This is a genomic window from Streptomyces bicolor, from assembly GCF_000719285.1.
In the GTDB taxonomy this organism is placed as follows: Bacteria; Actinomycetota; Actinomycetes; order Streptomycetales; family Streptomycetaceae; genus Streptomyces; species Streptomyces bicolor.
The window spans coordinates 107,837-129,613 of sequence record NZ_JOFS01000004.1 but is presented as its reverse complement, the minus strand read 5'-3'; the positions used below and the strand labels follow the sequence as shown (position 1 = coordinate 129,613).

Below are 21,777 nucleotides of genomic sequence, written 5' to 3'. Positions count from 1 at the left end.
CAGGCCTCACTGGGCCTCCCGATAAGCGGCCGCCTCCTCCAGGTCCAGTCTGCGCAGCAGCGTTCGCAGCATCTCGTCGTCGATATAGCGACCGTCCCGCAGTTTCACGAACACCGCGCGCTCGGCGCCGATCACCTCGCGGGACAGGCGGCGGTAGGTGTCGTCGACGGACTCGCCGGTGACGGGGTTGGCCTGGCCCAGGCGTTCCCAGACGGAGTTGCGGCGGCGTTCCAGGACCGCCCGCAGGCGGGCGGCGAGGGGATCGGGGAGGGCGTTGCGTTCGTCCGAGAGGAGTTCCTCGAGGCGTCGTTCGGCCGCGCGGGAGGCCTGCGCCTGGGCGTTCGCCTCGGCGAGGGTCTCGGCCTGCGGGTCGCGGGCGGGGAGTTTCAGCACGCGGATCAGCGGCGGCAGCGTCACGCCCTGGACGACCAGGGTGCCGATGACCGTCGTGAAGGTCAGGAAGAGGATGAGGTTGCGCTCGGGGAACGGCTCGCCGCCGTGCACCGTGAGCGGGATCGAGAAGGCGATGGCCAGCGACACCACGCCCCGCATGCCGGCCCAGGAGATGATGAACGGGCCTTTCCAGGTCAGGTCGCCCTCGCGTTCGCGGATCCGTGCCGACAGCTTGTGCGGCAGGAAGGTCGCCGGGTACACCCACACGAACCGCGTGACCACGACCACGGCGAACACCACGATCGCGTACCAGGCGGCGCGGCTGCCCTCGTACTCGCCCAGGCCCTTGAGGACCACCGGCAGTTGCAGGCCGATCAGCGCGAACACCGACGACTCCAGCACGAACGCGACCATCCGCCACACCGCGTCCTCCTGGAGCCGGGTGGCGAAGTCGACCTCCCACGCGCGGTGTCCCAGGAACAGCGCGACGACCACGACCGCCAGCACGCCGGAGGCGTGCACCTGCTCGGCGGCGGCGTAGGCGACGAACGGGATCAGCAGGGAGAGCGTGTTCTGCAGCAGCGCCTCCTTGAGGTGCGTGCGCAGCCAGTGGATCGGCACCATCAGCACCAGCCCCACGCCGACGCCGCCGACCGCGGCGAGCAGGAACTCGCCGATGCCGCCGGCCCAGGTGGCGCCCTCACCGACGGCGGCCGCGAGAGCGACCCGGTAGGCGGTGATCGCGGTGGCGTCGTTCACCAGGGACTCGCCCTGCAGGATCGTGGTGACCCGGGACGGCAGGCCCACGCGGCGTGCGACCGCCGTCGCCGCGACGGCGTCCGGTGGCGCGACGACCGCGCCCAGCACCAGCGCCGCCGTCAGCGGCAGTCCCGGGACGACGAGATACGCGATCCAGCCGACCGCGAAGGTCGCGAAGAGGACGTAGCCGACCGACAGCAGCATCACGGGCCGCAGCTGAGCCCGAAGATCGAGGTACGAGCTGTCCGTCGCCGCGCTGTGCAGCAGCGGGGGCAGTACCAGGGGCAGGACGATGTGCGGATCGAGGGTGTACTCGGGCACGCCCGGCAGATAGGAGACGGCCAGTCCGGCGGCGACCAGCAGCAGCGGGGCCGGCACCGGAGTCCGCCGTGCCGCCGCGGCCACGACCGCGCTCCCCGCCACCAGCAACAGCAGCGGCATCACGTCCATACGCCTCGCCCACCCATCACCGCTCGCCCGAATCCGCGCCGCCCCACCGGCGACCCGTTCATGGTCTTCGCCCGCCGTCGTACATCGTCGCCGCTGCCCGCCCTCGATTTTTCCGCGCCCTCGCGCGCGTGGCCGTCGTAACCTGGCAATCATGAAACAGTGCACGCACGCCGACGCGCTGCCGCACCCGGAACCCGGTCCGCTCAGCGAGACGTGTCCCGAGTGTCTGGCGGACGGGGCGCACCCGGTGCAGCTGCGGTTGTGCCTCACCTGCGGTCACGTCGGCTGCTGCGACTCCTCGCCGGGACGGCACGCCACGGAACACCACAAGGAGTCCGGGCATCCGGTCATGCGGACGTTCGAGCCCGGCGAGGCGTGGCGCTGGTGCTTCGTGGACCACGTACTCGTGTGACGGGGACGTACGCTGGACGACCGGGGATCCGGACGGTTCGACCGTCTGACGCCTGGGTACGTCAAACCGGCGCGCGCTCTTCCCAATTGGGCCCGCAGACCCCCTAGCCACGGAGCGTATCCGTGTGTTTACTATGAGTGACAGCAAGGGGTTGGGGTCCTGGGGACAGGAAAGTTCGCAGCGCGATAGCGTCACCGCTGAACCACACATCGCGTTACCCCGGGGGGCGACCCTCGGCCCCGAGATAGCTTGTACCACCTTGGAGGTGAGGGTGTCCCAGATCGCAGGCGAGCCCGCGACCCAGGACTTCGTGGAAGTCCGGCTGCCGGCTGCGGGTGCCTACCTGTCGGTGCTGCGCACGGCGACTGCCGGCCTCGCCGCCCGCTTGGACTTCACCCTCGACGAGATCGAGGACCTGCGCATCGCGGTCGACGAGGCCTGCGCGATCCTGCTCCAGCAGGCCGTGCCCGGCTCGGTGCTCAGCTGCGTCTTCCGGCTGGTCGACGACTCACTCGAAGTCACCGTCTCGGCCCCGACCACGGACGGCCACGCCCCCTCCAGGGACACCTTCGCCTGGACCGTCCTGTCCGCCCTGGCGGGCAAGGTCTCCTCCGCCGTGGACGAGGACAAAACCGTTTCGATCAGCCTCTACAAACAGCGCGGCGCGGGACCCGGGCCGGCGTGAGGAACGGGGACGGGCCGGTGCGGGACGAAGAGCGCGGCACACGGGAGCTGCCGGAGAGCACTCCCCCCTGCTCGGACGGAGCCGAGAGCCTGGGGGCGGGTCCGAGCGGCCCGAGCGGATCCCGACGCATGGTCGACGGCATCGACGGCATCCCCGAGCAGGCTCGACCGCACCCGGAGGACGACTCCGTGGAGGCGGGTCTCCTGGCCGACGGACGGGATGACGAAGGTGCCGTGCGGGGCGCGCCTCTGGGCGGGCGGACGGGGGTCTCCCCGGCCCGAGCAGGGGCGAGGGCTCGGGAGAGGGCGACGGGCAGGACGATGAGCGAGCACGAGCGAAACGCCGAGGACGAGGCGATGGGCGCGCACAGCGTGCAGGCCACGCAGCACGACCCTCAGGACCGCAGCGGGGCGCGCGCCATGTTCGTCGAGCTGCGCAACCTGAAGGACGGCAGCCCGGAGTACGCGGAGCTGCGCAACCAGCTGGTCCGCATGCACCTGCCGCTCGTCGAGCACCTCGCCCGCCGCTTCCGCAACCGCGGCGAGCCGCTCGACGACCTCACGCAGGTCGCCACCATCGGCCTGATCAAGTCGGTCGACCGGTTCGACCCGGACCGCGGCGTCGAGTTCTCGACCTACGCGACCCCGACGGTCGTCGGCGAGATCAAGCGGCACTTCCGCGACAAGGGCTGGGCGGTCCGGGTGCCACGGCGCCTCCAGGAACTGCGCCTCTCCCTGACGACGGCCACGGCCGAGCTGTCCCAGCAGCACGGCCGCTCCCCCACCGTCCATGAACTCGCCGAGAAGCTGTCGATCTCGGAGGAGGAGGTTCTGGAGGGCCTGGAGTCCGCCAACGCGTACTCCACGCTGTCCCTGGACGTCCCCGACACGGACGACGAGTCCCCGGCGGTCGCGGACACCCTCGGCGCGGAGGACGAGGCGCTGGAGGGCGTCGAGTACCGCGAGTCCCTGAAGCCGCTGCTCGAGGACCTTCCGCCGCGCGAGAAGCGGATCCTGCTGCTGCGCTTCTTCGGCAACATGACCCAGTCGCAGATCGCGCAGGAGGTCGGCATCTCCCAGATGCACGTCTCCCGGCTGCTGGCCCGCACGCTGGCTCAGCTGCGGGAGAAGCTGCTGGTGGAGGAGTGACGGTCGGGCCTGGGCGATGAGTCCCGGGCCCGAGCTGTGACGGCTCCTCCAGAACCGGTCACTGCTTCTGCTTCTGTTCCTGATCCTGTGCGCGGCCGGGCCCCCGGATGCCAAGGGCCTGGGTCGTGGCCGGGTTGATCAGCAGCACGAGCGTGGTCACCGCGACCACCGCGATCGCGATCCCCGCCGGGATGGCGATGCTGTCGGCCTGCAGCAGGCTGTAGGCCACCGGCAGCGCCATGATCTGCGTGATGACGGACGGCCCCCGGCTCCAGCTGCGCTGAGCGAAGAGCCCCCGCGCGGCGAGCAACGGCAGGAGGGCGAGCGCGACGAGCGTCACCCCGAGCGTGACGGCCTGCTGCCGGTCATCCGGGTCACCGGCAAGCCCCAGCACGAGCACCCACAGGCCGCCGGCGGCAAGGCCGAGCCCTTCCAGTGCGGTGAGCACCGCCGCGTACGTCAGCCGCCGCGGACGCGGACCGGCGGTCTCGGGGGTGGCGGGATTCTGCTCCTTGGTCACCCCAGAAGGGTAGCCCTCCGGGATATCGCCCTCGTCCGGGCTTCACCTCTCAATCGCCGGTCCCGCATTCAGCCCGTCCGGCGTTTGAGGACAAGGCCCTTTCGGGGCCGAAGCAGGGGTCTGGGGGCGGCAGCCCCCGGTCGACGGCAACACCAACGCCGGGCACCAAGAAAACCTGCGGCCCAAGAACCGCGGTCCAGCCGACGCAGTCACCCCGTGTCGAGGCTCACGCCCGATCTCTTACCAGATCCCAACCTCGACCTGTGCCCGGTACCCCCCAGTAGGTACGCTGCCAGTCATGCGTGCACTTCTCGTGGTCAATCCGGCGGCAACCACCACAAGCGCACGTACGCGCGATGTCCTGATCCATGCGCTCGCCAGCGAGATGAAACTCGAGGCGGTCACCACCGAGTACCGCGGTCACGCCCGCGACCTGGGCCGGCAGGCGGCCGAGAGCGACGACGTCGACCTGGTGGTCGCCCTCGGCGGCGACGGCACGGTGAACGAGGTCGTCAACGGACTGCTGCACAACGGACCCGACCCGGACCACCTCCCCCGCCTCGCCGTGGTCCCCGGCGGCTCCACCAACGTCTTCGCCCGCGCCCTCGGCCTGCCCAACGACGCCGTGGAGGCGACGGGCGCCCTGCTCGACGCGCTACGCGAGGGCAGCGAGCATACGGTCGGCCTGGGCCTCACCACCGGCACCCCGGGCACGGACGACGAGGCCGTGCCGGGACGCTGGTTCACCTTCAACGCGGGCCTCGGCTTCGACGCCGGCGTGGTCGGACGCGTCGAGCAGCAGCGCGAGCGCGGCAGAAAATCCACACACGCTCTCTACGTCCGCCAGGCCCTGCGCCAGTTCTTCGGCGAGGCGCACCGCCGCCACGGGACGATCACCCTGGAGCGTCCGGACGCGGAGCCGGTGACCGATCTGGTCCTCTCCATAGTCTCGAACACGTCCCCGTGGACCTTCTTGGGCAATCACCCGATGTACGCGTCACCTAAGGCCTCGTTCGATAAGGGCCTCGACGTACTCGGTCTCAGCCGAATGACGACCGCCGCGGTTGCCCGATATGGCACCCAGTTGCTCACTTCGTCCCCCGAGCGTGGCCCCCATGGCAAGCACGCCGTCTCCCTGCACGACCTGGACCAGTTCACCTTGCATTCGAAGGTCCCGTTGCCCCTTCAGATGGACGGCGACCACCTCGGGCTGCGTACGAGCGTGACGTTCACAGGCGTACGCCGTGCACTGCGTGTGATTGTGTGAGCGGAATGGGCCAAAATCCTTTCACTCGAACGTTTAGGCCAGGATCCACCCCATGGAAGTACGGCTGTGACCTAGTCGACACCGAGGAATCAAAAAAAACTTTCCGGAAGGGGTTGTATCCGTCGCTGAGGTTTGCGAGTCTCTACGTGGCGATCGGGACGGCCCGCAAGACCGGCCTCCACTGATCACCGGAACCCCTCTTCAACTCACAGGACCCACGCCAGGGAACTGGTGGTAGGCCCTTCACTTGTTGAGGGATTCGTGAAAGCGTTCACATTCACAAGCACCCTGCACGTAACTACGTACAGGAGAACCAAGGAGAGGTAGCAGCCATGGACTGGCGTCACAACGCCGTTTGCCGCGAGGAAGACCCCGAGCTCTTCTTCCCCATCGGCAACACCGGTCCTGCGCTGCTGCAGATCGAGGAAGCCAAGGCCGTCTGCCGTCGCTGCCCGGTTATCGAGCAGTGCCTGCAGTGGGCGCTCGAGTCCGGTCAGGACTCCGGCGTCTGGGGTGGTCTCAGCGAGGACGAGCGCCGCGCCATGAAGCGCCGCGCCGCCCGCAACCGGGCCCGTCAGGCCTCCGCCTGACAACACCCGCCCCGCAAACAGCCTGAGCTTGGCGGCGCGTACAGCGAGTACGCATCTCCCGCCCCCGAGCCGCAGCGCGCAGTACCCCCGATGCGCAGCGAATGCTGGCAACGAGCATGTTGAGCCCCAGCCCCCTGAACGGGCTGGGGCTCTTTGCTGTTCGCCCACCGCCCGTGTCCGCCCACCGCGTTGGCCCCCCGCCCGCGCCTACTTGTGGCCCCGCACCGGAATGTCGAGGATCACCCGGGTCCCCCGCTCCGGCGCCGGGACCATGTCGAACGTGCCGCCCAACTCGCCCTCCACCAGGGTCCGTACGATCTGCAGGCCCAGGTTGCCCGCGGTGTGCGGGTCGAAGCCCTCGGGGAGGCCCACGCCGTCGTCCTGGACCGTGACCAGGAGGCGAGCCTGCTTCGTCGTACCGCCACGGACCGCCGTGACCTCGACGGTGCCGGTCTCACCCTCGCGGAAGCCGTGCTCCAGGGCGTTCTGGAGGATCTCGGTCAGGACCATCGACAGCGGGGTGGCGACCTCGGCGTCCAGGATGCCGAAGCGGCCGGTACGCCGGCCGGCGACCTTGCCGGGTGAGATCTCGGCGACCATGGCCAGCACCCGGTCGGCGATCTCGTCGAACTCCACGCGCTCGTCGAGGTTCTGGGAGAGCGTCTCGTGCACGATCGCGATCGAGCCGACCCGCCGTACCGCCTCTTCGAGGGCTTCGCGGCCGCGGTCGGACTCGATGCGCCGGGCCTGAAGGCGGAGCAGGGCGGCCACGGTCTGGAGGTTGTTCTTCACCCGGTGGTGGATCTCCCGGATGGTCGCGTCCTTGGTGATCAACTCGCGCTCGCGGCGGCGCAGTTCGGTGACGTCCCGGAGCAGGACCAGCGAACCGATGCGGGTGCCCTTGGGGCTGAGCGGGATCGCCCGGAACTGGATGACCCCGTCCTCGGACTCGATTTCGAAGTTGCGGGGCGCCCAGCCGCTGGCGACCTTGGCGAGCGCCTCGTCCACCGGGCCGCGGGTCGGGGCGAGTTCGGCGGTGGTCTTGCCCAGGTGGTGGCCGAGGAGGTCGGCGGCGAGACCGAGGCGATGGTAGGCGGACAGCGCGTTCGGGGAGGCGTACTGGACGACGCCCTCGGCGTCCAGGCGGATCAGGCCGTCACCGACGCGCGGCGAGGCGTCCATGTCCACCTGCTGGTTGGCGAACGGGAAGGCGCCGGCCGCGATCATCTGCGCGAGATCCGAGGCACTTTGGAGGTACGTCAACTCCAGGCGGCTCGGGGTGCGGACGGTGAGCAGGTTGGTGTTGCGGGCGATGACACCCAGGACGCGCCCGTCCCGTCGTACCGGAATCGACTCGACGCGGACCGGCACCTCCTCGCGCCACTCGGGGTCGCCCTCCCGGACGATGCGGCCCTCGTCGAGCGCGGCGTCCAGCATCGGGCGGCGGCCGCGCGGGACGAGGTGGCCGACCATGTCGTCCTGGTACGAGGTCGGGCCGGTGTTGGGCCGCATCTGCGCCACGGAGACATAGCGGGTGCCGTCGCTGGTGGGGACCCACAGGACGAGGTCGGCGAAGGAGAGGTCGGAGAGCAGCTGCCACTCCGAGACCAGCAGGTGGAGCCACTCGAGGTCGGAGTCGTCGAGGGCCGTGTGCTGGCGTACGAGTTCGTTCATGGAGGGCACGTGGCCGAGCGTACCTGCCGGTACGGACATGGTTCGAAACCAGCCATCCCCGGAGGCGATTGCGGGCCCGAGAACACCCGCGGGCCGCGGCGCCTGAGAGGGACCCTCAACCCTCCCGGCACCGCAGCCCGGAGCAATATCGGCCGTGGGGTGTGCGGTCCCGGTCGGCCGAGGATGAGGAGCCGGGGCAGTCAGGGCAGAGAGCTCCGGTTCCTCGGTCCGCCTTCCTGTGCGGGGAAGGCGGAAGTCGGTGCGTTCTTCTCCTACGCACTCCTTCGCATTGTGGACTAGACCACTCTTGTGTGTCCATGCGTTGGAGCGTGTTTACTGTTGGCGCTTCTTCGCGGGCCCCGACCGGTCGGAGAACTAGTAGGACGCCCTGGTATCCACCACGCAGCCTAACCCGTGTGGGTTCATGTGCGGGGCCAGTTGGCCATGGCAATTTCCGCGAGTGCCTCCAGTTCCTCCCGGCTCGCCCCGTCGCGCGCCTGTTGTGACATGCCCTGGATCATCGCGCCGGCGTGCCGGGCGAGCGCGGCAGCGTCGACATGGGCGGGGAGGGCACCTGTGGCGATGTCCGCTTCTATACGGCTCCGGATGGCGGCGATGTTGGCGTTGCGCCGCACCCGCAGGGACTCCTCCACTTCGGGCGTCGAGCAGTTGGTCGCCGCGTGGACGACGAGGCAGCCGTGCGGGTGGGCCGGATCGGTGTACTCCGAGGCGGCCTCGCGCAGCATCCGCGCCACGGCGGCGCGGGCGTTGGACTCCTCGGTGAGGGCGCGATCGGTGAACGAGCCGTACCGCACGCCGTACACGCGGACGACCTCCTCGAAGAGGGACTGCTTGTCGCCGAAGGCGGCGTACAGGCTCGGGGCGCCGATGTCCATGACACGCGTGAGGTCGGAGACGGAGGTCGCCTCGTAGCCGTGCTCCCAGAAGGCGAGGAGGGCCTTCTCCAGAGCGGTCTCGCGGTCGAAGGAGCGGGGGCGGCCACGGCGCTTGGGCCCGGGGCGCGTCTGCGGGCCCGCAACCACAGTCTCCCGGGGCTTAACGGCTTCTCCGGTCTCCAGAGCTTCCCCCGTCTCCACAGCCTCTCCCGCCTCCGGGACCTCTCCGGCCTCCCGGACCCGGACCTGCTGAGTCGCCCCTGCCTCCCGAGTCAGCCCGGCCTTCCCCGTCAGCCCAGTCCTCCTCATCAGGCCGGCCTCCCGGGCCGGTCCGCTCAGCTCGGCCTCCTCGGTCTCCTTGCTGCTCACCATGGAGTGCATTTTATAGCGGACGCTAGACAAATGAAGGGGGCGTGATCTACGGTCATTTTTGTAGCGACCACTATGGAATTGTGAAGGGGGCGCCTGGCATGGGTGCGCTTGCGGGCAGGACGGCTCTGGTCACGGGAGCGAGCAGGGGAATCGGGCGGGGGATCGCCGAGCGGCTGGGGCGGGACGGCGCCCGGGTCGGCGTGCACTACGGCCGTAACGAGGCGGCGGCGAAGGAGACGGTCGCGGCGATCGAGGCGGCGGGCGGCTCGGCGTTCGCGATCGGCGTCGAGCTGGGGCTGCCGGGGGACGCGGAGGCGCTGTGGGAGGAGTTCGACCGGCACGCGGACGGGGTGGACGTCCTGGTCAACAACGCGGGGATCGGCACGTCGTCGGCTCTTGAGCTGATCGACGAGGAGGAGTACGACAAGGTCTTCGCGGTGAATGTGAAGGCACCCCACTTCATCGTCAAGCGCGGCCTCGGCCGACTCCGCGACGGCGGGCGGATCATCAACATCTCCTCGGGACTGGCGCGCACCGCGGTGATGCCGGACAAGATGGCGTACGCCATGACCAAGGGGGCGCTCGACGTCTTCACGCGTGACCTGTCCAAGGTGCTGGGCCCTCGCGGAATCACGGTGAACTCGGTGGCGCCGGGGGTCATCGACACGGACCAAACCGCCGAGTTTCTGTACGGGACCGAGGACGGGTGGACGCAGGCCGCCGCGATATCGGCGCTCGGCCGGGTGGGCGAGACGGCTGACGTCGCCGACGTGGTGGCGTTCCTGGCGTCGGACGCGGGGCGATGGGTGACGGGGAGCTGGGTGGACGCCACCGGGGGTTCGCTGACGTAGTGCGCCGCGTCGTGGGCAATTGGGCTCGGCGCAATCCCTCGAGATCCCTCGAGTCGCTTGGCATCGGCGCGCCCTCGACGGTGCACGGTGGGGCTCTGCGCCTGTTCTCCAGGCGCCCGTGTTCAGCGCGTCTCCGTCACCTTCGCCAGCGCCCTGGGCGCGTCCGGGTCCTGCCCCCGGGCGATGGTGACCTCGTAGGCGAGGAGCTGGAGCGGGAGGATCTCCAGGATCGGCTGGACTTCCTCGGCCACGTCCCCGGTGGGCAGGACGAAGCCGGCCGAGGCCTGTTCGACCTGGTGCCGGGGGCCGATGACGACCAGGTCGGCGCCGCGGCCGCGGAGTCGGTCGAGGACGGGCTGGAGGGCCTCGCCGCCCTTGCCGTCGGTGACGACCGCGATGACCGGGGAGACGTTGTCGACCATGGCCAGCGGGCCGTGCAGCAGATCGGCGCCGGAGTAGGCGAGCGCCGGGATGTAGCTGGTCTCCATCAGTTTGAGGGCGGCTTCCTTGGCCGTGGGATAGCCGTAGCCGCGGGAAGTGATCACCATGCGCTCGGCGAAGCGGTAGCGGGCAGCGAGCGTGCGGACCTCGTCCTGCCGGGCGAGCAGCTGCCCGGCGAGGTCCGGGAGCACATGGGCGGGGGTGGTGTCGCCGCCGCGCAGGCCTTCGACGAAGAGGTACAGAGCGAGTAGGGAGGCCGTATAGGTCTTGGTCGCGGGGAGGGCCCGTTCCGGTCCGGCCATGATGTCGAGGTGGTACTCGGAGACGGCGGCCAGCGGGGAGTCGGGGTTGTTGGTCACCGCGAGCGTGATCGCGCCGGCCTCGCGGGCGGCCCGGGTCGAGGCCACCAAGTCCGGGGAGCCGCCGGACTGACTGACGGTAATGACGAGGACATCGGTGAGGTCGGGGCGGGCACCGTAGGCGGTGGTGGTCGACATCGACGTCAGGCCGCAGGGCAGGCCGAGGCGGATCTCCAGGAGGTACTTGGCGTAGAGCGCGGCGTTGTCGGAGGTGCCGCGGGCGGTGAGCAGGACGAAGCGGGGCGCGCGGGCGGCGATCTCCTGGGCGACCTTGCGGATGGCGAGGGCGCCGTCGGACAGGATCCGGCGCAGCACGGTGGGCTGTTCGGCCATCTCGCGGGCCATGATGCGGCCTGGTGCGTCGTTGTGGGGGGCGTGCGGGTCGGGAGGGTACGGGGTCGAGGTGGTCATGGGGCCCTTCCTGCTCTCGCGCTTGTCGTACGTGGCTCTCGCTGCTCGCCGTGCCGGGGCGCGTTGCTCGCCGGCGTGGCGCGCTGCTCGCCGTACCCGAGTCTCGCGCTCGGCGTGCCGGCTCGCCGAGTCCGGCGCTCGGCGTGCGGGGCGCGGCTCGCTCGTCACGGGGCGCAGCTCCACATCGCGGCGCAGCCCCACATCGCGGCGCAGCCCCACATCGCGGCGCAGCCCCACATCGCGGCTCACCTTCAGCCTCGCGGCGCAGCCCCACATCGCGGCTCACCTTCAGCCTCGCGGCGCAGCCCCACATCGCGGCTCAGCTCGACATGGCGGCCTCAGTTCCTCGTGGCGAACGACGTGCCCGGGCGCAGTGCGCCTGTCGCTGGGGACGGTCAGTCTCCATTCCACTCCCCCACGGGGAATGACGCCTGCCCGACGGTCTTTGGAACTGTGCGCGGGGCTTGAGTTCATCTGGGCCCGTGAGCCCCGCTCTGTTAGATTGGTCTAAACCACATGCCCCAGTTCAGGGCGCCCTTCGAGTCCCTCTTCAGATCGGCAGGCCCAGCGTGGAAGTTGTCATCGTTCCGGACGCCAAGGCGGGTGGCGAGCTGATAGCCGAGGCCATGGCCCAGCTGCTCGGGCGCAAGCCCGACGCCGTGCTCGGTGTGGCCACCGGGTCGACGCCGCTGCCCATCTACGCGGCGCTCGCGGCCAAGGTGCGCGCCGGTTCCGTGGACACCTCGCGGGCGCGGATCGCTCAGCTCGACGAGTATGTGGGGCTGCCCGCCGAGCATCCGGAGTCGTACCGGTCGGTGCTGCGGCGGGAGGTGCTGGAGCCGCTCGGGATCGGGATGGCCGCGTTCATGGGGCCGGACGGTACGGCCGAGGACGTGCAGGGGGCGTGCGAGGCGTACGACGCTGCGCTGGCCGAGGCCGGGGGTGTCGATCTGCAGTTGCTCGGGATCGGGACCGACGGGCACATCGGGTTCAACGAGCCGTGCTCGTCGCTGGCGTCGCGGACGCGGATCAAGACGCTGACCGAGCAGACCCGGGTCGACAACGCGCGGTTCTTCGACGGGGACATCGAGCAGGTGCCGCATCACGTGATCACGCAGGGGATCGGCACGATTCTGGAAGCGCGGCATCTGGTGCTGCTGGCCACCGGTGAGGGCAAGGCGGACGCGGTCGCCGCGACCGTCGAGGGGCCGGTCGCCGCCGTCTGCCCGGCGTCGGCGCTGCAACTGCATCCGCATGCCACGGTCGTCGTCGACGAGGCCGCCGCGTCGAAGCTGAAGCTGGCGGACTACTTCCGGCACACCTACGCCAACAAGCCGGAGTGGCAGGGGATCTAGGGTCTCTCGGCTCGGGCCGGGCACGCAGGCGGACCCTGCGCGGGAGGGCGCCTTCGGCGGTGGATCCAGCCGCAGGCGCCCTCCCCTATGAACCCGCTGAACCCGTGTCAGAGAGTGACCGCCTCGTCCTCGGCCGGCTCGTCCTGAGCGGTCAGGCCGGCCACCCACAGCGGCATCAGCCAGTGGACCACGAGGACGGCGGCGAGGGCGGGCGCCGAGTAGACGCGAAGGGCGTCACCGCCGGCGGCGCCGGCCGCCAGCAGGCCCACCACGGCCCCGGCCAGCAGACAGGTCATCAGACGGTGGGCGCGGGCGAGCACCCGGCTGCGTTCGGCCAGCTGCCGCTCGTCCAGGGCGCGTTCGCGCAGTTCCAGCAGGCCTCGGGTGGCGCTGTTGATCACGCCCGTCGCCACCATCCAGGGCAGGATGAGCACCGCCACGACGACGGCTGCCCAGGTCGGTTCCGCCCGCGAGAGGCAGAAGTGCCCGACCAGCGCCACGATGGCCGCGGTGAGCACGACATGCGCGGCGACGACCGACCGCCTGCGCGCGGCCGTGGCGTGCAGCGGCCACCCCCGGCGATCGTTCATCAACCGCAGCATGCTCCGGTCGTAGCGCGTCATCCGCGTCGTCGTCATGACTGTTTCCTCCCGTAGACCTCGTCCGTGAGCGGGCGGAACGGTTCGAGGGAGAACAGCGCCTCGACCGGCAGATCGAAGAACTTCGCGATCTTCAACGCCAGGTCGAGGCTGGGGTTGTACTGCCCCCGCTCGATGTAGCCGATGGTCTGGTAGTGGGCTCCCACTGCCTCGGCCAGGCTCTGGCGCGACACCTTGCGTTCGGCACGCACCATCGCCAACCTGTTGTGCACCTGCTCGCTCATGTATAAGAAGTACTACATTCATGAGCAGGGCTGCAACCGTCGAACAGAGCGAGCGGGGTCGTGTTCGCGTGACGCCGCGGCGTCCTCACTCCCCCGCGATGACCTCCGCCGCCGCCCGCCCGCACACGCGGGCCGCACCGTGCGTGGCGATGTGCAGGGCACCTCGCGGGGACGCCTGGGGGACGCCCATCTCGACGACGATCGTGTCGGGGCGGGACTCCAGCAGGGTGCCCAGGGCCGCGGCCATCCAGGGGTGGCGGTGTTCGTCGCGGACCACGGCCACCACGCGCCGGCCACCGGCCGCTTCGAGGGCAGCTCGGCCCGCGCCGTCCCCCGTGTAGCTGCCCGTCTCCGTGCCGGGGAGCAGACGGGTCAGCTCCGCTGCCACGCCCCACGGGGTCTCATCGCCGACCGCGATGTTCGCGACCGGGGTGAAGGCGGCGACGTACGGCGGTTCGGTGAGGGGACTGAAGGGCGACGTGGAGGTCAGCTTCAGGGCGCGACGGGCGGCGACGAGACCGATGTCCGTCCGCCCCTCACCCTCGGCCGCCGGGGCCGCCGCCGTCCAGCGGGCCAGTTCGCGGACCCGCTCCGCCGCCTCAGCCAGCCGCGCCTCGGCGAGTTCGCCCGAGCGGACCGCCGTGACCAGGGCGTCTCGCAGGCGCCGTACCGTCTCGTCGTCCGCCAGGCCGCCGCCGACGCAGATCGCGTCCGCGCCTGCCGCGATGGCGAGGACGCTGCCGCGTTCGATGCCGTAGGTGGCGGCGATGGCCTGCATCTCCATGCCGTCGGTGACGATCAGGCCGGTGTAGCCGAGCTCGCCGCGCAGGAGGTCGGTCAGGACCGGGCTGGAGAGGGTCGCCGGATGGTCGGTGTCCAGCGCGGGGACGAGGATGTGCGCGCTCATCACCGCCCTGGTGCCGGCCGCGATCGCCGCGCGGAACGGGGCGAGTTCACGGTCGGCCAGGACCGAGGCGTCCGCGTCGATGCGGGGCATGGCGTGGTGGGAGTCGACCGCCGTGTCACCGTGGCCCGGGAAGTGCTTCGTGCAGGCGGCCACGCCCGCCGACTGCAGGCCGGTGACGTAGGCCGCGGTGTGGCGGGCGACCAGGGCGGGGTCGGCGCCGAAGGAGCGTACGCCGATCACCGGGTTCGCGGGGTTGGAGTTCACGTCGGCCGACGGCGCCCAGTTGAGGTTCACCCCGCAGGCCGCGAGACGGCGGCCGAGCTCAGAGGCCACCTCCCGCGTCAGCTCCACGTCGTCCACCGCGCCCAGCGCGTGGTTGCCGGGGAAGGACGAGCCGGTGCGCACCTCCAGGCGGGTCACGTCCCCGCCCTCCTCGTCGATCGCGACCAGCACGTCGTCGCGCTCGGCGCGCAACCGGGCGGTCAGCGCGGCCAGTTGCTCGGGCGAGGCGATGTTGCGGCCGAACAGGCCGACGGAGGCGAGGCCCTCGCCGAGGCGGCGCAGCAGCCAGTCGGGGGCGGTGGTGCCGGTGAAGCCGGGCTGGAGGACCGTCAGCGCGTCGCGCGTCAGGGTGTCGGTGCCGCTGGCGATTGTCGTCATCGGGTGGCGTTATCCCTTCACGGCGCCGGCCGTCAGGCCGCTGACAGCCTTGCGCTGCAGGAAGACGAAGAGGATCAGGATCGGGACGGCGAACAGCGAGGACGCCGCCATCGTGGCGCCCCAGTCGTTGCCGAAGGCGGTCTGGAAGCTGGACAGCCACAGTGGCAGGGTCTGCGCCTCCGCCTCCTTGTTCAGCACCAGGACCAGCGGCAGTTCATTCCATGCGGTGATGAAGCCGAACAGGGACGTGGACATCAGGCCCGGCGCCAGCAGCGGCAGGATGACCTTGCGGAAGGCCTGGGCGCGGGTGCAGCCGTCGACCATCGCGGCCTCCTCCAGGTCCCGGGGCACCGCCGCGACGAAGCCGCGCAGGGTCAGGATGGTGAAGGGCAGGATCATCATCATGTAGAAGACCGTCAGCGGGACGAGGCTGTTCAGCATCGAGGCGTCCCGCACGATCATGTACATCGCGATGATCATGACCTCCCAGGGTGCCATCTGGGCCATCATGAAGCCGATGACGAAGCCGCGCCGCCCCTTGAACCGCATCCGGGCGAGGGCGAAGGAGCCGGCCAGCGCGACGACCAGGGCGAAGCCGACCGCGCACAGCGTGACGATCAGCGAGTTGGAGACGTACGTCCAGAAGTGGTCGACGCCGGTCGCCTTCCTGAAGTGCTCGAAGGTGACGTCGGTCGGGAACCACACCGGGTCCTCGGAGATGATGTCGCCGGTCGGTTTGAAGGCCGTGGCGAACATCCAGTACACGGGGAAGACGAAGCCGATGAACAGGACGACGGCCGTGACGTTGGGCCACAGGCGGCCGAAGAGCGAGCGCTTCACCGCTAGACCTCCTCTTCCTCTTGCTTGAGCACGATCCTGAGGTAGTAGGCGGTCAGACCGAGCAGGATCAGGATGGTCAGTACGGCGATCGCGGCGCCCATGCCGTAGTGCTGGTTGCCGACGCCCTCGATGTAGGCGTAGACGGGCAGGATCTCGGTGAGCCGGTCGGGGCCGCCGCCGTTGATGGTGAAGACCTGCACGAACGCCTTGAAGACCCAGATGATCTCCAGGAACGTCGTGGCGTAGAGGAAGGGGCGCAGGAACGGCAGCGTCACCGTGGTGAAGCTCTTCCACGCGCCCGCGCCGTCCAGCGACGCGGCCTCGTAGAGCTCGCCCGGGATGGTGGTCGTGGCCGCGTACAGGTTGATCGCGACGAACGGGATCGACATCCAGACGATCAGGACAGTGACCACGAAGAACGTCGACATCTGGCTGCTGGTCCAGCTGTAGTCGGCCATGGAGTGCCAACCCAGCTTGTCCAGGACCCAGTTGACGACGCCGAAGCGCTGTGCGAACAGCCACTGGTAGACGGTGGTCGCGGCGACCACGGGCATCGCCCAGGCCAGCACGAGCCCGATCAGCAGCATGACCCGCATCCGCTTGCCGAGGCGGGCGAGCAGCAACCCGACCAGGGCGCCCAGGATCATGATCAGGACGACGTTGACCGCCGTGAACAGGATCGAGCGCAGGGTGACGCGCCAGAAGTCCTCGCCGGTGAGGACCTCCTTGTAGTTGTCGATGCCGTTCCACTCGGTGACGTGCTGGATCAGCTGCGCCATGTTGAGGTTCTGGAACGACAGCAGGACGTCCTTCAGCAGCGGCCAGCCGAGCAGCAGCACGGTGGCCGCGCAGGCCGGCAGCAGCAGGAGGTACGGGGTGAGCGCGGCGGCGCGGGACGCGGCTCGGGGCCGCGGTCCGGCGGGCCCGCTCTCATCCCTCTTGGCCACGTCCACCGGGCCGGAGGGCGGCCGTTCGGTCTGCACGGTCATGCTCGCGATCTCTCTTCTCGACCTACGTACGTGGACCCGCGTACGGTCGCCGGGGCGGGGGACGTCACGCGCATCCCCCGCCCCGGCGCGAACCCGGCGCCGTTACTGCTACTGCTGCTGGGCCAGACGCTTGTTGAACTCGTCCTCGACCTGCGCCGCCGCCTCGGCCGGCGACTTACCGTTCAGCACGGCGGTCATGTACGTCTTGATCGGGTTGGGCGCGTTCTCCACGGCCGCCCACTCGGGGATCAGCGGCGTGGTGCCACCGCCCGCTGCGGCGGGAGCCGCGGCCTCGGCGACGACGTTGCCCTTGAGGTTGCTCTGCAGCGACTCCTTGTTCGGGATGACGCCGTTGAGCTTGGCCAGCTCGCCCTCGTACTTGTCGGACAGGGCGATCTTCAGGAACTCCTTGGCCAGCTCCTGCTTCTTGCTGCCCGCGGCCACCGCGAGGTTGGAGCCGCCGAGGAAGACGCCCTCGGGCTTGTCGGCCGTGGCACCCGGGATGGTGAAGTAGCCGATCTCCTTCTCGATCTTCTTGTTGGCCTCGATCGCGATGCCGGCCTCCCAGCCCATCCCGATGAAGGCGCCGACGTTGCCCTTGCCGAAGACCTCGCCCTGCTGCGGAGTGGCCTCGTCCTTGTCCTTGGGCGCCTTGGACAGGGCCTGGAACTTCTTGTACGTCTCCATGGCGGCGGCGACCTTCGGGTCGGCGAGGTTGGAGACGTACTTGTCGCCGTCCTTCTTCACCAGCTCGGCGCCCTCACCGATGGTCAGGCCGACGAAGTGGTACCAGTTCTGGCCCGGCAGGTAGATGGGCTCGGCGTCGGTCTTCTCACCGATCGTTTTCAGGTCCGCGTAGAACTCGTCGCGGGTCTTGGGGGTGTCCTTGATGCCCGCCTCGGCCCAGATCTTCTTGTTGTAGAGGACGACGCGGTTGGCGAAGTACCACGGGGCGGCGTACTGCTTGCCGTCGTAGATGGACGACTCGTTGAGCGACTCGGTCCAGTCGGCGCCGATCTCGGTCTTGAGGTCGGCGAGGTCGGCGAGGCCGCCGGTCTTGGCGTAGGCCGGAGTCTGGGTGTTGCCGATCTCGAAGACGTCCGGCGGGTTCTCCTCCGACAGGGCGGTGGTCAGCTTCTGCTGGATGCCGTTCCACTGCTGGACCTCGAACTTGACCTTCGCCTTGGTCTGCTTCTCGAAGGCCGCGGCGACGTCCTTCTGCCACTGGTCCGGGGACGAGCCGTCCATCACCCACACCGTGAGCGTCTCGCCCGCGTAGCCGTCGGCGCCTGCCTTGTCCCCGCCGTCCCCGTTGTCGCCCCCGCATGCCGCCAGGGAGATCATCATGCCCGCGACACCGATCGCGGATATCAGCTTGCGCTTCACGCCACCCTCCTCAGGGATGCCACACCCCCTGCCTCCCCGCACGAGCGTTGGGCCGGGACCTGGACCAATGGTGTAGACCAGTACGGGGAGCTTGGACCAGACCAAAACGCCTGTCAAGGGGGGTCGTATGGGCTCTGACCAGCCGTTATGCGACCTACATATGCAAGAACCTTTAAGTAAGAAGCCAGCGAAAACAGCGGCACCGGAGTAATCTCGTCGGCTAGACCACTCAGTGCTGTGGACTAGACCAAGCGAAGCGCCACCGGTATATAGAAGGGATCACGATGTGAGTCCCATCCGGGGCCGGGAAGGCGGAGCATGAGCACCGACGTCAGCAGTGCGGAGAACGAGAACGGCGCCACTGTCCGTACCGCCCGCGTGCCCAAGTACTACCGCCTGAAGAAGCACCTCCTCGACATGACGGAGACCCAGGCCCCGGGCACCCCGGTCCCGCCCGAGCGCACGCTGGCCGCCGAGTTCGACACCTCCCGCACGACCGTCCGCCAGGCCCTGCAGGAACTCGTCGTCGAGGGGCGCCTGGAGCGCATCCAGGGCAAGGGCACGTTCGTCGCCAAGCCGAAGGTCTCGCAGGCGCTGCAACTCACCTCGTACACCGAGGACATGCGAGCCCAGGGCCTGGAGCCGACCTCGCAGCTCCTCGACATCGGCTACATCACCGCCGACGACCGCCTCGCCGACCTGCTCGACATCACGGCCGGCGGCCGGGTGCTGCGCATCGAGCGGCTGCGCATGGCCAACGGCGAGCCGATGGCCATCGAGACGACCCACCTCAGCGCGAAGCGCTTCCCGGCCCTGCGCAGGTCCCTCGTCAAGTACACCTCCCTCTACACCGCCCTCGCCGAGGTCTACGACGTCCATCTCGCCGAGGCCGAGGAGACCATCGAGACCTCCCTGGCCACCCCGCGAGAGGCCGGCCTGCTCGGCACCGACGTGGGCCTGCCGATGCTGATGCTGTCCCGGCACTCGCTGGACCGGGAGGGGCAGCCGGTGGAGTGGGTGCGGTCGGTGTACCGGGGGGATCGCTACAAGTTCGTGGCGCGCCTCAAGCGTCCCCAGGATTAGGCCCCTTCGCATACTGCACGCGGTGTAGCGCAACTGCCGCTCCTGCTCTACGGTCCTCCCGTCGCCGCATGGACGGGAGGACAACCCGGTGCGTACCGCGAACGTCCGAACCATCGTCGTCTGGAGCCTCGTCGCACTCGTCGGTGCGGCAGGGTGGACCGTACTGGCGCTCTCCCGCGGCGAGGAGGTCTCCGCCGCCTGGATGGTCGCCGCCGCCCTCGGCTCGTACGCGATCGCCTACCGCTTCTACGCCAAGTTCATCGCGTACAAGGTCCTGAAAGTCGACAAGACCAGAGCCACCCCGGCCGAACGCCTCAACAACGGCATCGACTTCCACCCCACCGACCGCCGCGTCCTCCTCGGCCACCACTTCGCCGCCATCGCGGGCGCCGGACCACTGGTGGGGCCCGTGCTGGCCGCGCAGATGGGCTATCTGCCCGGCACGATCTGGATCATCGCCGGCGTCATCTTCGCGGGCGCGGTCCAGGACATGGTGGTGCTGTTCTTCTCCACCCGCCGGGACGGACGCTCGCTCGGCCAGATGGCACGCGAGGAGATCGGCCCGTTCGGCGGCGCGGCCGCACTGATCGCCACCTTCGCCATCATGATCATCCTGCTCGGCGTGCTGGCCCTGGTGATCGTCAACGCCCTCGCGCAGTCCCCGTGGGGCACGTTCTCCATCGCGATGACCATCCCGATCGCCCTGCTGATGGGCTTCTACCTGCGGGTCCTGCGCCCCGGCCGGGTCGCCGAGGTCTCGCTGATCGGCATCGCCCTGCTGCTGTTCGCCCTGGTCGCGGGCCGCTGGGTCGCCGAGTCGTCATGGGCCGACACCTTCACCCTCGCGCCCTCGTCACTGGTCGTCTGGATGGTGGCGTACGGCTTCATCGCCTCGATCCTGCCGGTGTGGATGCTGCTGGCGCCGCGCGACTACCTGTCCACCTTCATGAAGATCGGCACGATCTTCCTGCTCGCCCTCGGCGTGGTCGTCGCCCTGCCGACGCTGAAGATGGACGCGGTGACGGACTTCGCCTCACGCGGCGACGGCCCGGTCTTCGCGGGCTCGCTCTTCCCCTTCGTCTTTATCACCATCGCCTGCGGCGCGCTGTCCGGCTTCCACTCGCTCATCTCGTCCGGTACGACGCCGAAGATGATCCAGAAGGAGACGCAGGTCCGGATGATCGGCTACGGCTCCATGCTGATGGAGTCGTCGGTCGCCGTGATGGCGCTGGTGGCGGCGAGCATCATCGACCCCGGCCTGTACTTCGCGATGAACGCGCCCGCCGGGGTCATCGGGGACACGGTGCAGAACGCCTCGCAGGTCGTGGGGAGTTGGGGCTATCAGATCACCCCCGAGGCGCTGGCGCGGGCCGCGGAGAACGTCGAGGAGGCGTCCCTGCTCTCGCGTACCGGCGGTGCGCCCACCCTCGCGATCGGCGTCTCGGAGATCTTCTCCCAGGTCACCGGCGACGGCCTGCGCGCCTTCTGGTACCACTTCGCGATCATGTTCGAGGCGCTGTTCATCCTGACCGCGCTGGACGCCGGCACGCGCGTGGGCCGGTTCATGCTCCAGGACATGCTGGGCAACGTCCACCGGCCCTTCAGGAACGTCAGCTGGAAGCCCGGCCTGGTCATCACCAGCGCGATCGTGTGCGGCCTGTGGGGCTACTTCCTGTGGGTGGGCGTCCACGAGCCCCTCGGCGGCATCAACCAGCTCTTCCCGATCTTCGGCATCTCGAACCAGTTGCTCGCGGCCGTCGCCCTCGCCGTCTGCACGACCCTGCTGGTGAAGTCGGGACGCCTCAAGTGGGCCTGGATCACCGGGGTTCCGCTCGCCTGGGACGCCACGGTGACGCTCACCGCCAGCTGGCAGAAGGTGTTCTCCAGCGACCCCAAGGTCGGCTTCTTCAAGCAGCGTCAGGTCTTCCAGGACGCCATCGACCGCGGCGAGGTCCTGCCGCCCGCCAAGACCATGGACGACATGCACACCGTGGTCACCAACTCCACGGTGGACGGCGTCCTCTCCGCGGTGCTCGCACTCCTGATCGTCGTCGTGATCGTCGACGCGACCCGCGTCTGCGTCAGGCATGTGCGCCGTCCGGCCCTGTCCACGCTCAGCGAGGCGCCGTACGTCGAGTCGAGGATCACCGCTCCGGCAGGGCTGTTCCCGACCAAGGAGGAGAAGGAGGAGGAACGCCGTGCGGTCGCTTCGGCGGGCAGTCGGTCTTCGGCGGGTGCTCAGTAGCCTGCGCTGGTACGTGCGTGAGCTGACCGACGAGTCGGCGTACGACCGCTATGTCGCGCATGTACGCCGCGACCACCCGGACGCGAGCGTGCCCTCCCGGCGCGACTTCGAGCGGATGCGCACAGACCGTCAGGAGGCGGATCCGCGTCAGGGGTTCCGCTGCTGCTGAGCGCATGCGACACGCATCGCTGCCGTGCACAC

Annotated in this window: 21 protein-coding genes; 10 read left to right on the top strand and 11 right to left on the bottom strand. The window is 69.6% G+C overall.

Going from position 1 to position 21,777, the window contains the following annotated elements; genetic code table 11:
* Positions 1–6: 6 nt before the first annotated feature.
* The gene (locus IF78_RS0105785; RefSeq protein ID WP_031479491.1) at positions 7–1,602 is read right to left on the bottom strand and encodes a Na+/H+ antiporter; all 1,596 of its coding nucleotides are present in this window, start codon (positions 1,600–1,602) and stop codon (positions 7–9) included.
* Between the two features lie 151 nt (positions 1,603–1,753).
* Between IF78_RS0105785 and IF78_RS0105780 the strand changes: the two genes are divergently transcribed.
* The 3 genes from IF78_RS0105780 (at position 1,754) to IF78_RS0105770 (ending at position 3,847) form a co-directional block, all read left to right on the top strand.
* Positions 1,754–2,014: a UBP-type zinc finger domain-containing protein gene (locus IF78_RS0105780; protein WP_031479489.1), complete on the top strand. Its 261-nt coding sequence runs from the start codon at positions 1,754–1,756 to the stop codon at positions 2,012–2,014.
* A gap of 271 nt (positions 2,015–2,285) precedes the next feature.
* Positions 2,286–2,699 carry an ATP-binding protein gene (locus tag IF78_RS0105775; protein ID WP_004925829.1) on the top strand — a complete coding sequence of 138 codons (414 nt, stop codon included), beginning with the start codon at positions 2,286–2,288 and terminating at the stop codon, positions 2,697–2,699.
* Between the two features lie 17 nt (positions 2,700–2,716).
* Positions 2,717–3,847: an RNA polymerase sigma factor SigF gene (locus IF78_RS0105770; RefSeq protein WP_078662321.1), complete on the top strand. Its 1,131-nt coding sequence runs from the start codon at positions 2,717–2,719 to the stop codon at positions 3,845–3,847.
* Positions 3,848–3,905: 58 nt separating this feature from the next.
* Here IF78_RS0105770 and IF78_RS0105765 read toward each other — a convergent pair whose 3' ends face one another.
* Positions 3,906–4,367 carry a hypothetical protein gene (locus tag IF78_RS0105765; RefSeq protein ID WP_031479483.1) on the bottom strand — a complete coding sequence of 154 codons (462 nt, stop codon included), beginning with the start codon at positions 4,365–4,367 and terminating at the stop codon, positions 3,906–3,908.
* Between the two features lie 298 nt (positions 4,368–4,665).
* Here IF78_RS0105765 and IF78_RS0105760 point away from each other — a divergent pair, with 298 nt between their 5' ends.
* Together IF78_RS0105760 and IF78_RS0105755 are read left to right on the top strand one after the other, a co-directional pair.
* Positions 4,666–5,634 (top strand): diacylglycerol/lipid kinase family protein, encoded by a 969-nt coding sequence (locus tag IF78_RS0105760; RefSeq protein WP_031479481.1) that lies wholly within the window; start codon positions 4,666–4,668, stop codon positions 5,632–5,634.
* Positions 5,635–5,966: 332 nt separating this feature from the next.
* On the top strand, positions 5,967–6,224 hold the full coding sequence (locus tag IF78_RS0105755; protein ID WP_003992873.1) for a WhiB family transcriptional regulator: 258 nt from the start codon (positions 5,967–5,969) through the stop codon (positions 6,222–6,224).
* Positions 6,225–6,431: 207 nt separating this feature from the next.
* On the opposite strand, the gene IF78_RS0105750 is transcribed toward IF78_RS0105755, so the two are convergent.
* On the bottom strand, positions 6,432–7,898 hold the full coding sequence (locus IF78_RS0105750; RefSeq protein WP_031479475.1) for a sensor histidine kinase: 1,467 nt from the start codon (positions 7,896–7,898) through the stop codon (positions 6,432–6,434).
* Between the two features lie 422 nt (positions 7,899–8,320).
* Entirely contained in the window at positions 8,321–8,941 is a 621-nt protein-coding gene (locus tag IF78_RS0105745) for a TetR/AcrR family transcriptional regulator (RefSeq protein ID WP_031479473.1), read from the bottom strand.
* Between the two features lie 323 nt (positions 8,942–9,264).
* On the opposite strand from IF78_RS0105745, the gene IF78_RS0105740 reads away from it, so the two are divergent.
* On the top strand, positions 9,265–10,017 hold the full coding sequence (locus IF78_RS0105740) for an SDR family oxidoreductase (RefSeq protein WP_031479471.1): 753 nt from the start codon (positions 9,265–9,267) through the stop codon (positions 10,015–10,017).
* A gap of 122 nt (positions 10,018–10,139) precedes the next feature.
* Here IF78_RS0105740 and IF78_RS0105735 read toward each other — a convergent pair whose 3' ends face one another.
* Positions 10,140–11,228: an SIS domain-containing protein gene (locus tag IF78_RS0105735; protein ID WP_031479469.1), complete on the bottom strand. Its 1,089-nt coding sequence runs from the start codon at positions 11,226–11,228 to the stop codon at positions 10,140–10,142.
* A gap of 569 nt (positions 11,229–11,797) precedes the next feature.
* On the opposite strand from IF78_RS0105735, the gene nagB reads away from it, so the two are divergent.
* Positions 11,798–12,583, top strand: a complete 786-nt coding sequence (nagB, locus tag IF78_RS0105730) for a glucosamine-6-phosphate deaminase (protein WP_031479467.1) — start codon at positions 11,798–11,800, stop codon at positions 12,581–12,583.
* A 107-nt stretch (positions 12,584–12,690) separates the two neighbouring features.
* On the opposite strand, the gene IF78_RS0105725 is transcribed toward nagB, so the two are convergent.
* From IF78_RS0105725 to IF78_RS0105700, 6 genes are all read right to left on the bottom strand, one after another.
* Positions 12,691–13,221 (bottom strand): hypothetical protein, encoded by a 531-nt coding sequence (locus IF78_RS0105725; protein ID WP_031479465.1) that lies wholly within the window; start codon positions 13,219–13,221, stop codon positions 12,691–12,693.
* A complete protein-coding gene (locus IF78_RS0105720) occupies positions 13,218–13,466 on the bottom strand; it encodes a helix-turn-helix transcriptional regulator (RefSeq protein ID WP_031479464.1) in 249 nt (82 codons plus the stop codon). Before IF78_RS0105720 ends, IF78_RS0105725 begins: the two co-directional genes overlap by 4 nt.
* A gap of 85 nt (positions 13,467–13,551) precedes the next feature.
* Positions 13,552–15,033: a glycoside hydrolase family 3 protein gene (locus IF78_RS0105715; protein WP_031479462.1), complete on the bottom strand. Its 1,482-nt coding sequence runs from the start codon at positions 15,031–15,033 to the stop codon at positions 13,552–13,554.
* A gap of 9 nt (positions 15,034–15,042) precedes the next feature.
* A complete protein-coding gene (locus IF78_RS0105710; protein ID WP_031479460.1) occupies positions 15,043–15,873 on the bottom strand; it encodes a carbohydrate ABC transporter permease in 831 nt (276 codons plus the stop codon).
* Positions 15,874–15,875: 2 nt separating this feature from the next.
* Complete coding sequence (locus IF78_RS0105705; protein WP_031479458.1) at positions 15,876–16,862, bottom strand: carbohydrate ABC transporter permease; 987 nt, start codon at positions 16,860–16,862, stop codon at positions 15,876–15,878.
* Between the two features lie 108 nt (positions 16,863–16,970).
* Entirely contained in the window at positions 16,971–18,248 is a 1,278-nt protein-coding gene (locus tag IF78_RS0105700) for an extracellular solute-binding protein (protein ID WP_031479456.1), read from the bottom strand.
* Between the two features lie 318 nt (positions 18,249–18,566).
* Here IF78_RS0105700 and IF78_RS0105695 point away from each other — a divergent pair, with 318 nt between their 5' ends.
* The 3 genes from IF78_RS0105695 (at position 18,567) to IF78_RS0105685 (ending at position 21,745) form a co-directional block, all read left to right on the top strand.
* Positions 18,567–19,331, top strand: a complete 765-nt coding sequence (locus tag IF78_RS0105695; RefSeq protein ID WP_031479454.1) for a GntR family transcriptional regulator — start codon at positions 18,567–18,569, stop codon at positions 19,329–19,331.
* 88 nt (positions 19,332–19,419) lie between these two features.
* Positions 19,420–21,576, top strand: a complete 2,157-nt coding sequence (locus IF78_RS0105690) for a carbon starvation CstA family protein (protein ID WP_037639751.1) — start codon at positions 19,420–19,422, stop codon at positions 21,574–21,576.
* A complete protein-coding gene (locus IF78_RS0105685; RefSeq protein ID WP_031479450.1) occupies positions 21,530–21,745 on the top strand; it encodes a YbdD/YjiX family protein in 216 nt (71 codons plus the stop codon). The genes IF78_RS0105690 and IF78_RS0105685 overlap by 47 nt, the downstream gene beginning before the upstream one ends.
* Positions 21,746–21,777 lie beyond the last annotated feature (32 nt).

Coding starts and splice junctions, on each gene's coding strand:
- IF78_RS0105785 (WP_031479491.1), bottom strand. CDS start 1,602: ATGGACGTGATGCCGCTGCTGTTGCTGGTGGCGGGGAGCGCGGTCGTG.
- IF78_RS0105780 (WP_031479489.1), top strand. CDS start 1,754: ATGAAACAGTGCACGCACGCCGACGCGCTGCCGCACCCGGAACCCGGT.
- IF78_RS0105760 (WP_031479481.1), top strand. CDS start 4,666: ATGCGTGCACTTCTCGTGGTCAATCCGGCGGCAACCACCACAAGCGCA.
- IF78_RS0105755 (WP_003992873.1), top strand. CDS start 5,967: ATGGACTGGCGTCACAACGCCGTTTGCCGCGAGGAAGACCCCGAGCTC.
- IF78_RS0105750 (WP_031479475.1), bottom strand. CDS start 7,898: ATGAACGAACTCGTACGCCAGCACACGGCCCTCGACGACTCCGACCTC.
- IF78_RS0105740 (WP_031479471.1), top strand. CDS start 9,265: ATGGGTGCGCTTGCGGGCAGGACGGCTCTGGTCACGGGAGCGAGCAGG.
- IF78_RS0105735 (WP_031479469.1), bottom strand. CDS start 11,228: ATGACCACCTCGACCCCGTACCCTCCCGACCCGCACGCCCCCCACAAC.
- IF78_RS0105725 (WP_031479465.1), bottom strand. CDS start 13,221: ATGACGACGACGCGGATGACGCGCTACGACCGGAGCATGCTGCGGTTG.
- IF78_RS0105720 (WP_031479464.1), bottom strand. CDS start 13,466: ATGAGCGAGCAGGTGCACAACAGGTTGGCGATGGTGCGTGCCGAACGC.
- IF78_RS0105715 (WP_031479462.1), bottom strand. CDS start 15,033: ATGACGACAATCGCCAGCGGCACCGACACCCTGACGCGCGACGCGCTG.
- IF78_RS0105705 (WP_031479458.1), bottom strand. CDS start 16,862: ATGACCGTGCAGACCGAACGGCCGCCCTCCGGCCCGGTGGACGTGGCC.
- IF78_RS0105695 (WP_031479454.1), top strand. CDS start 18,567: ATGAGCACCGACGTCAGCAGTGCGGAGAACGAGAACGGCGCCACTGTC.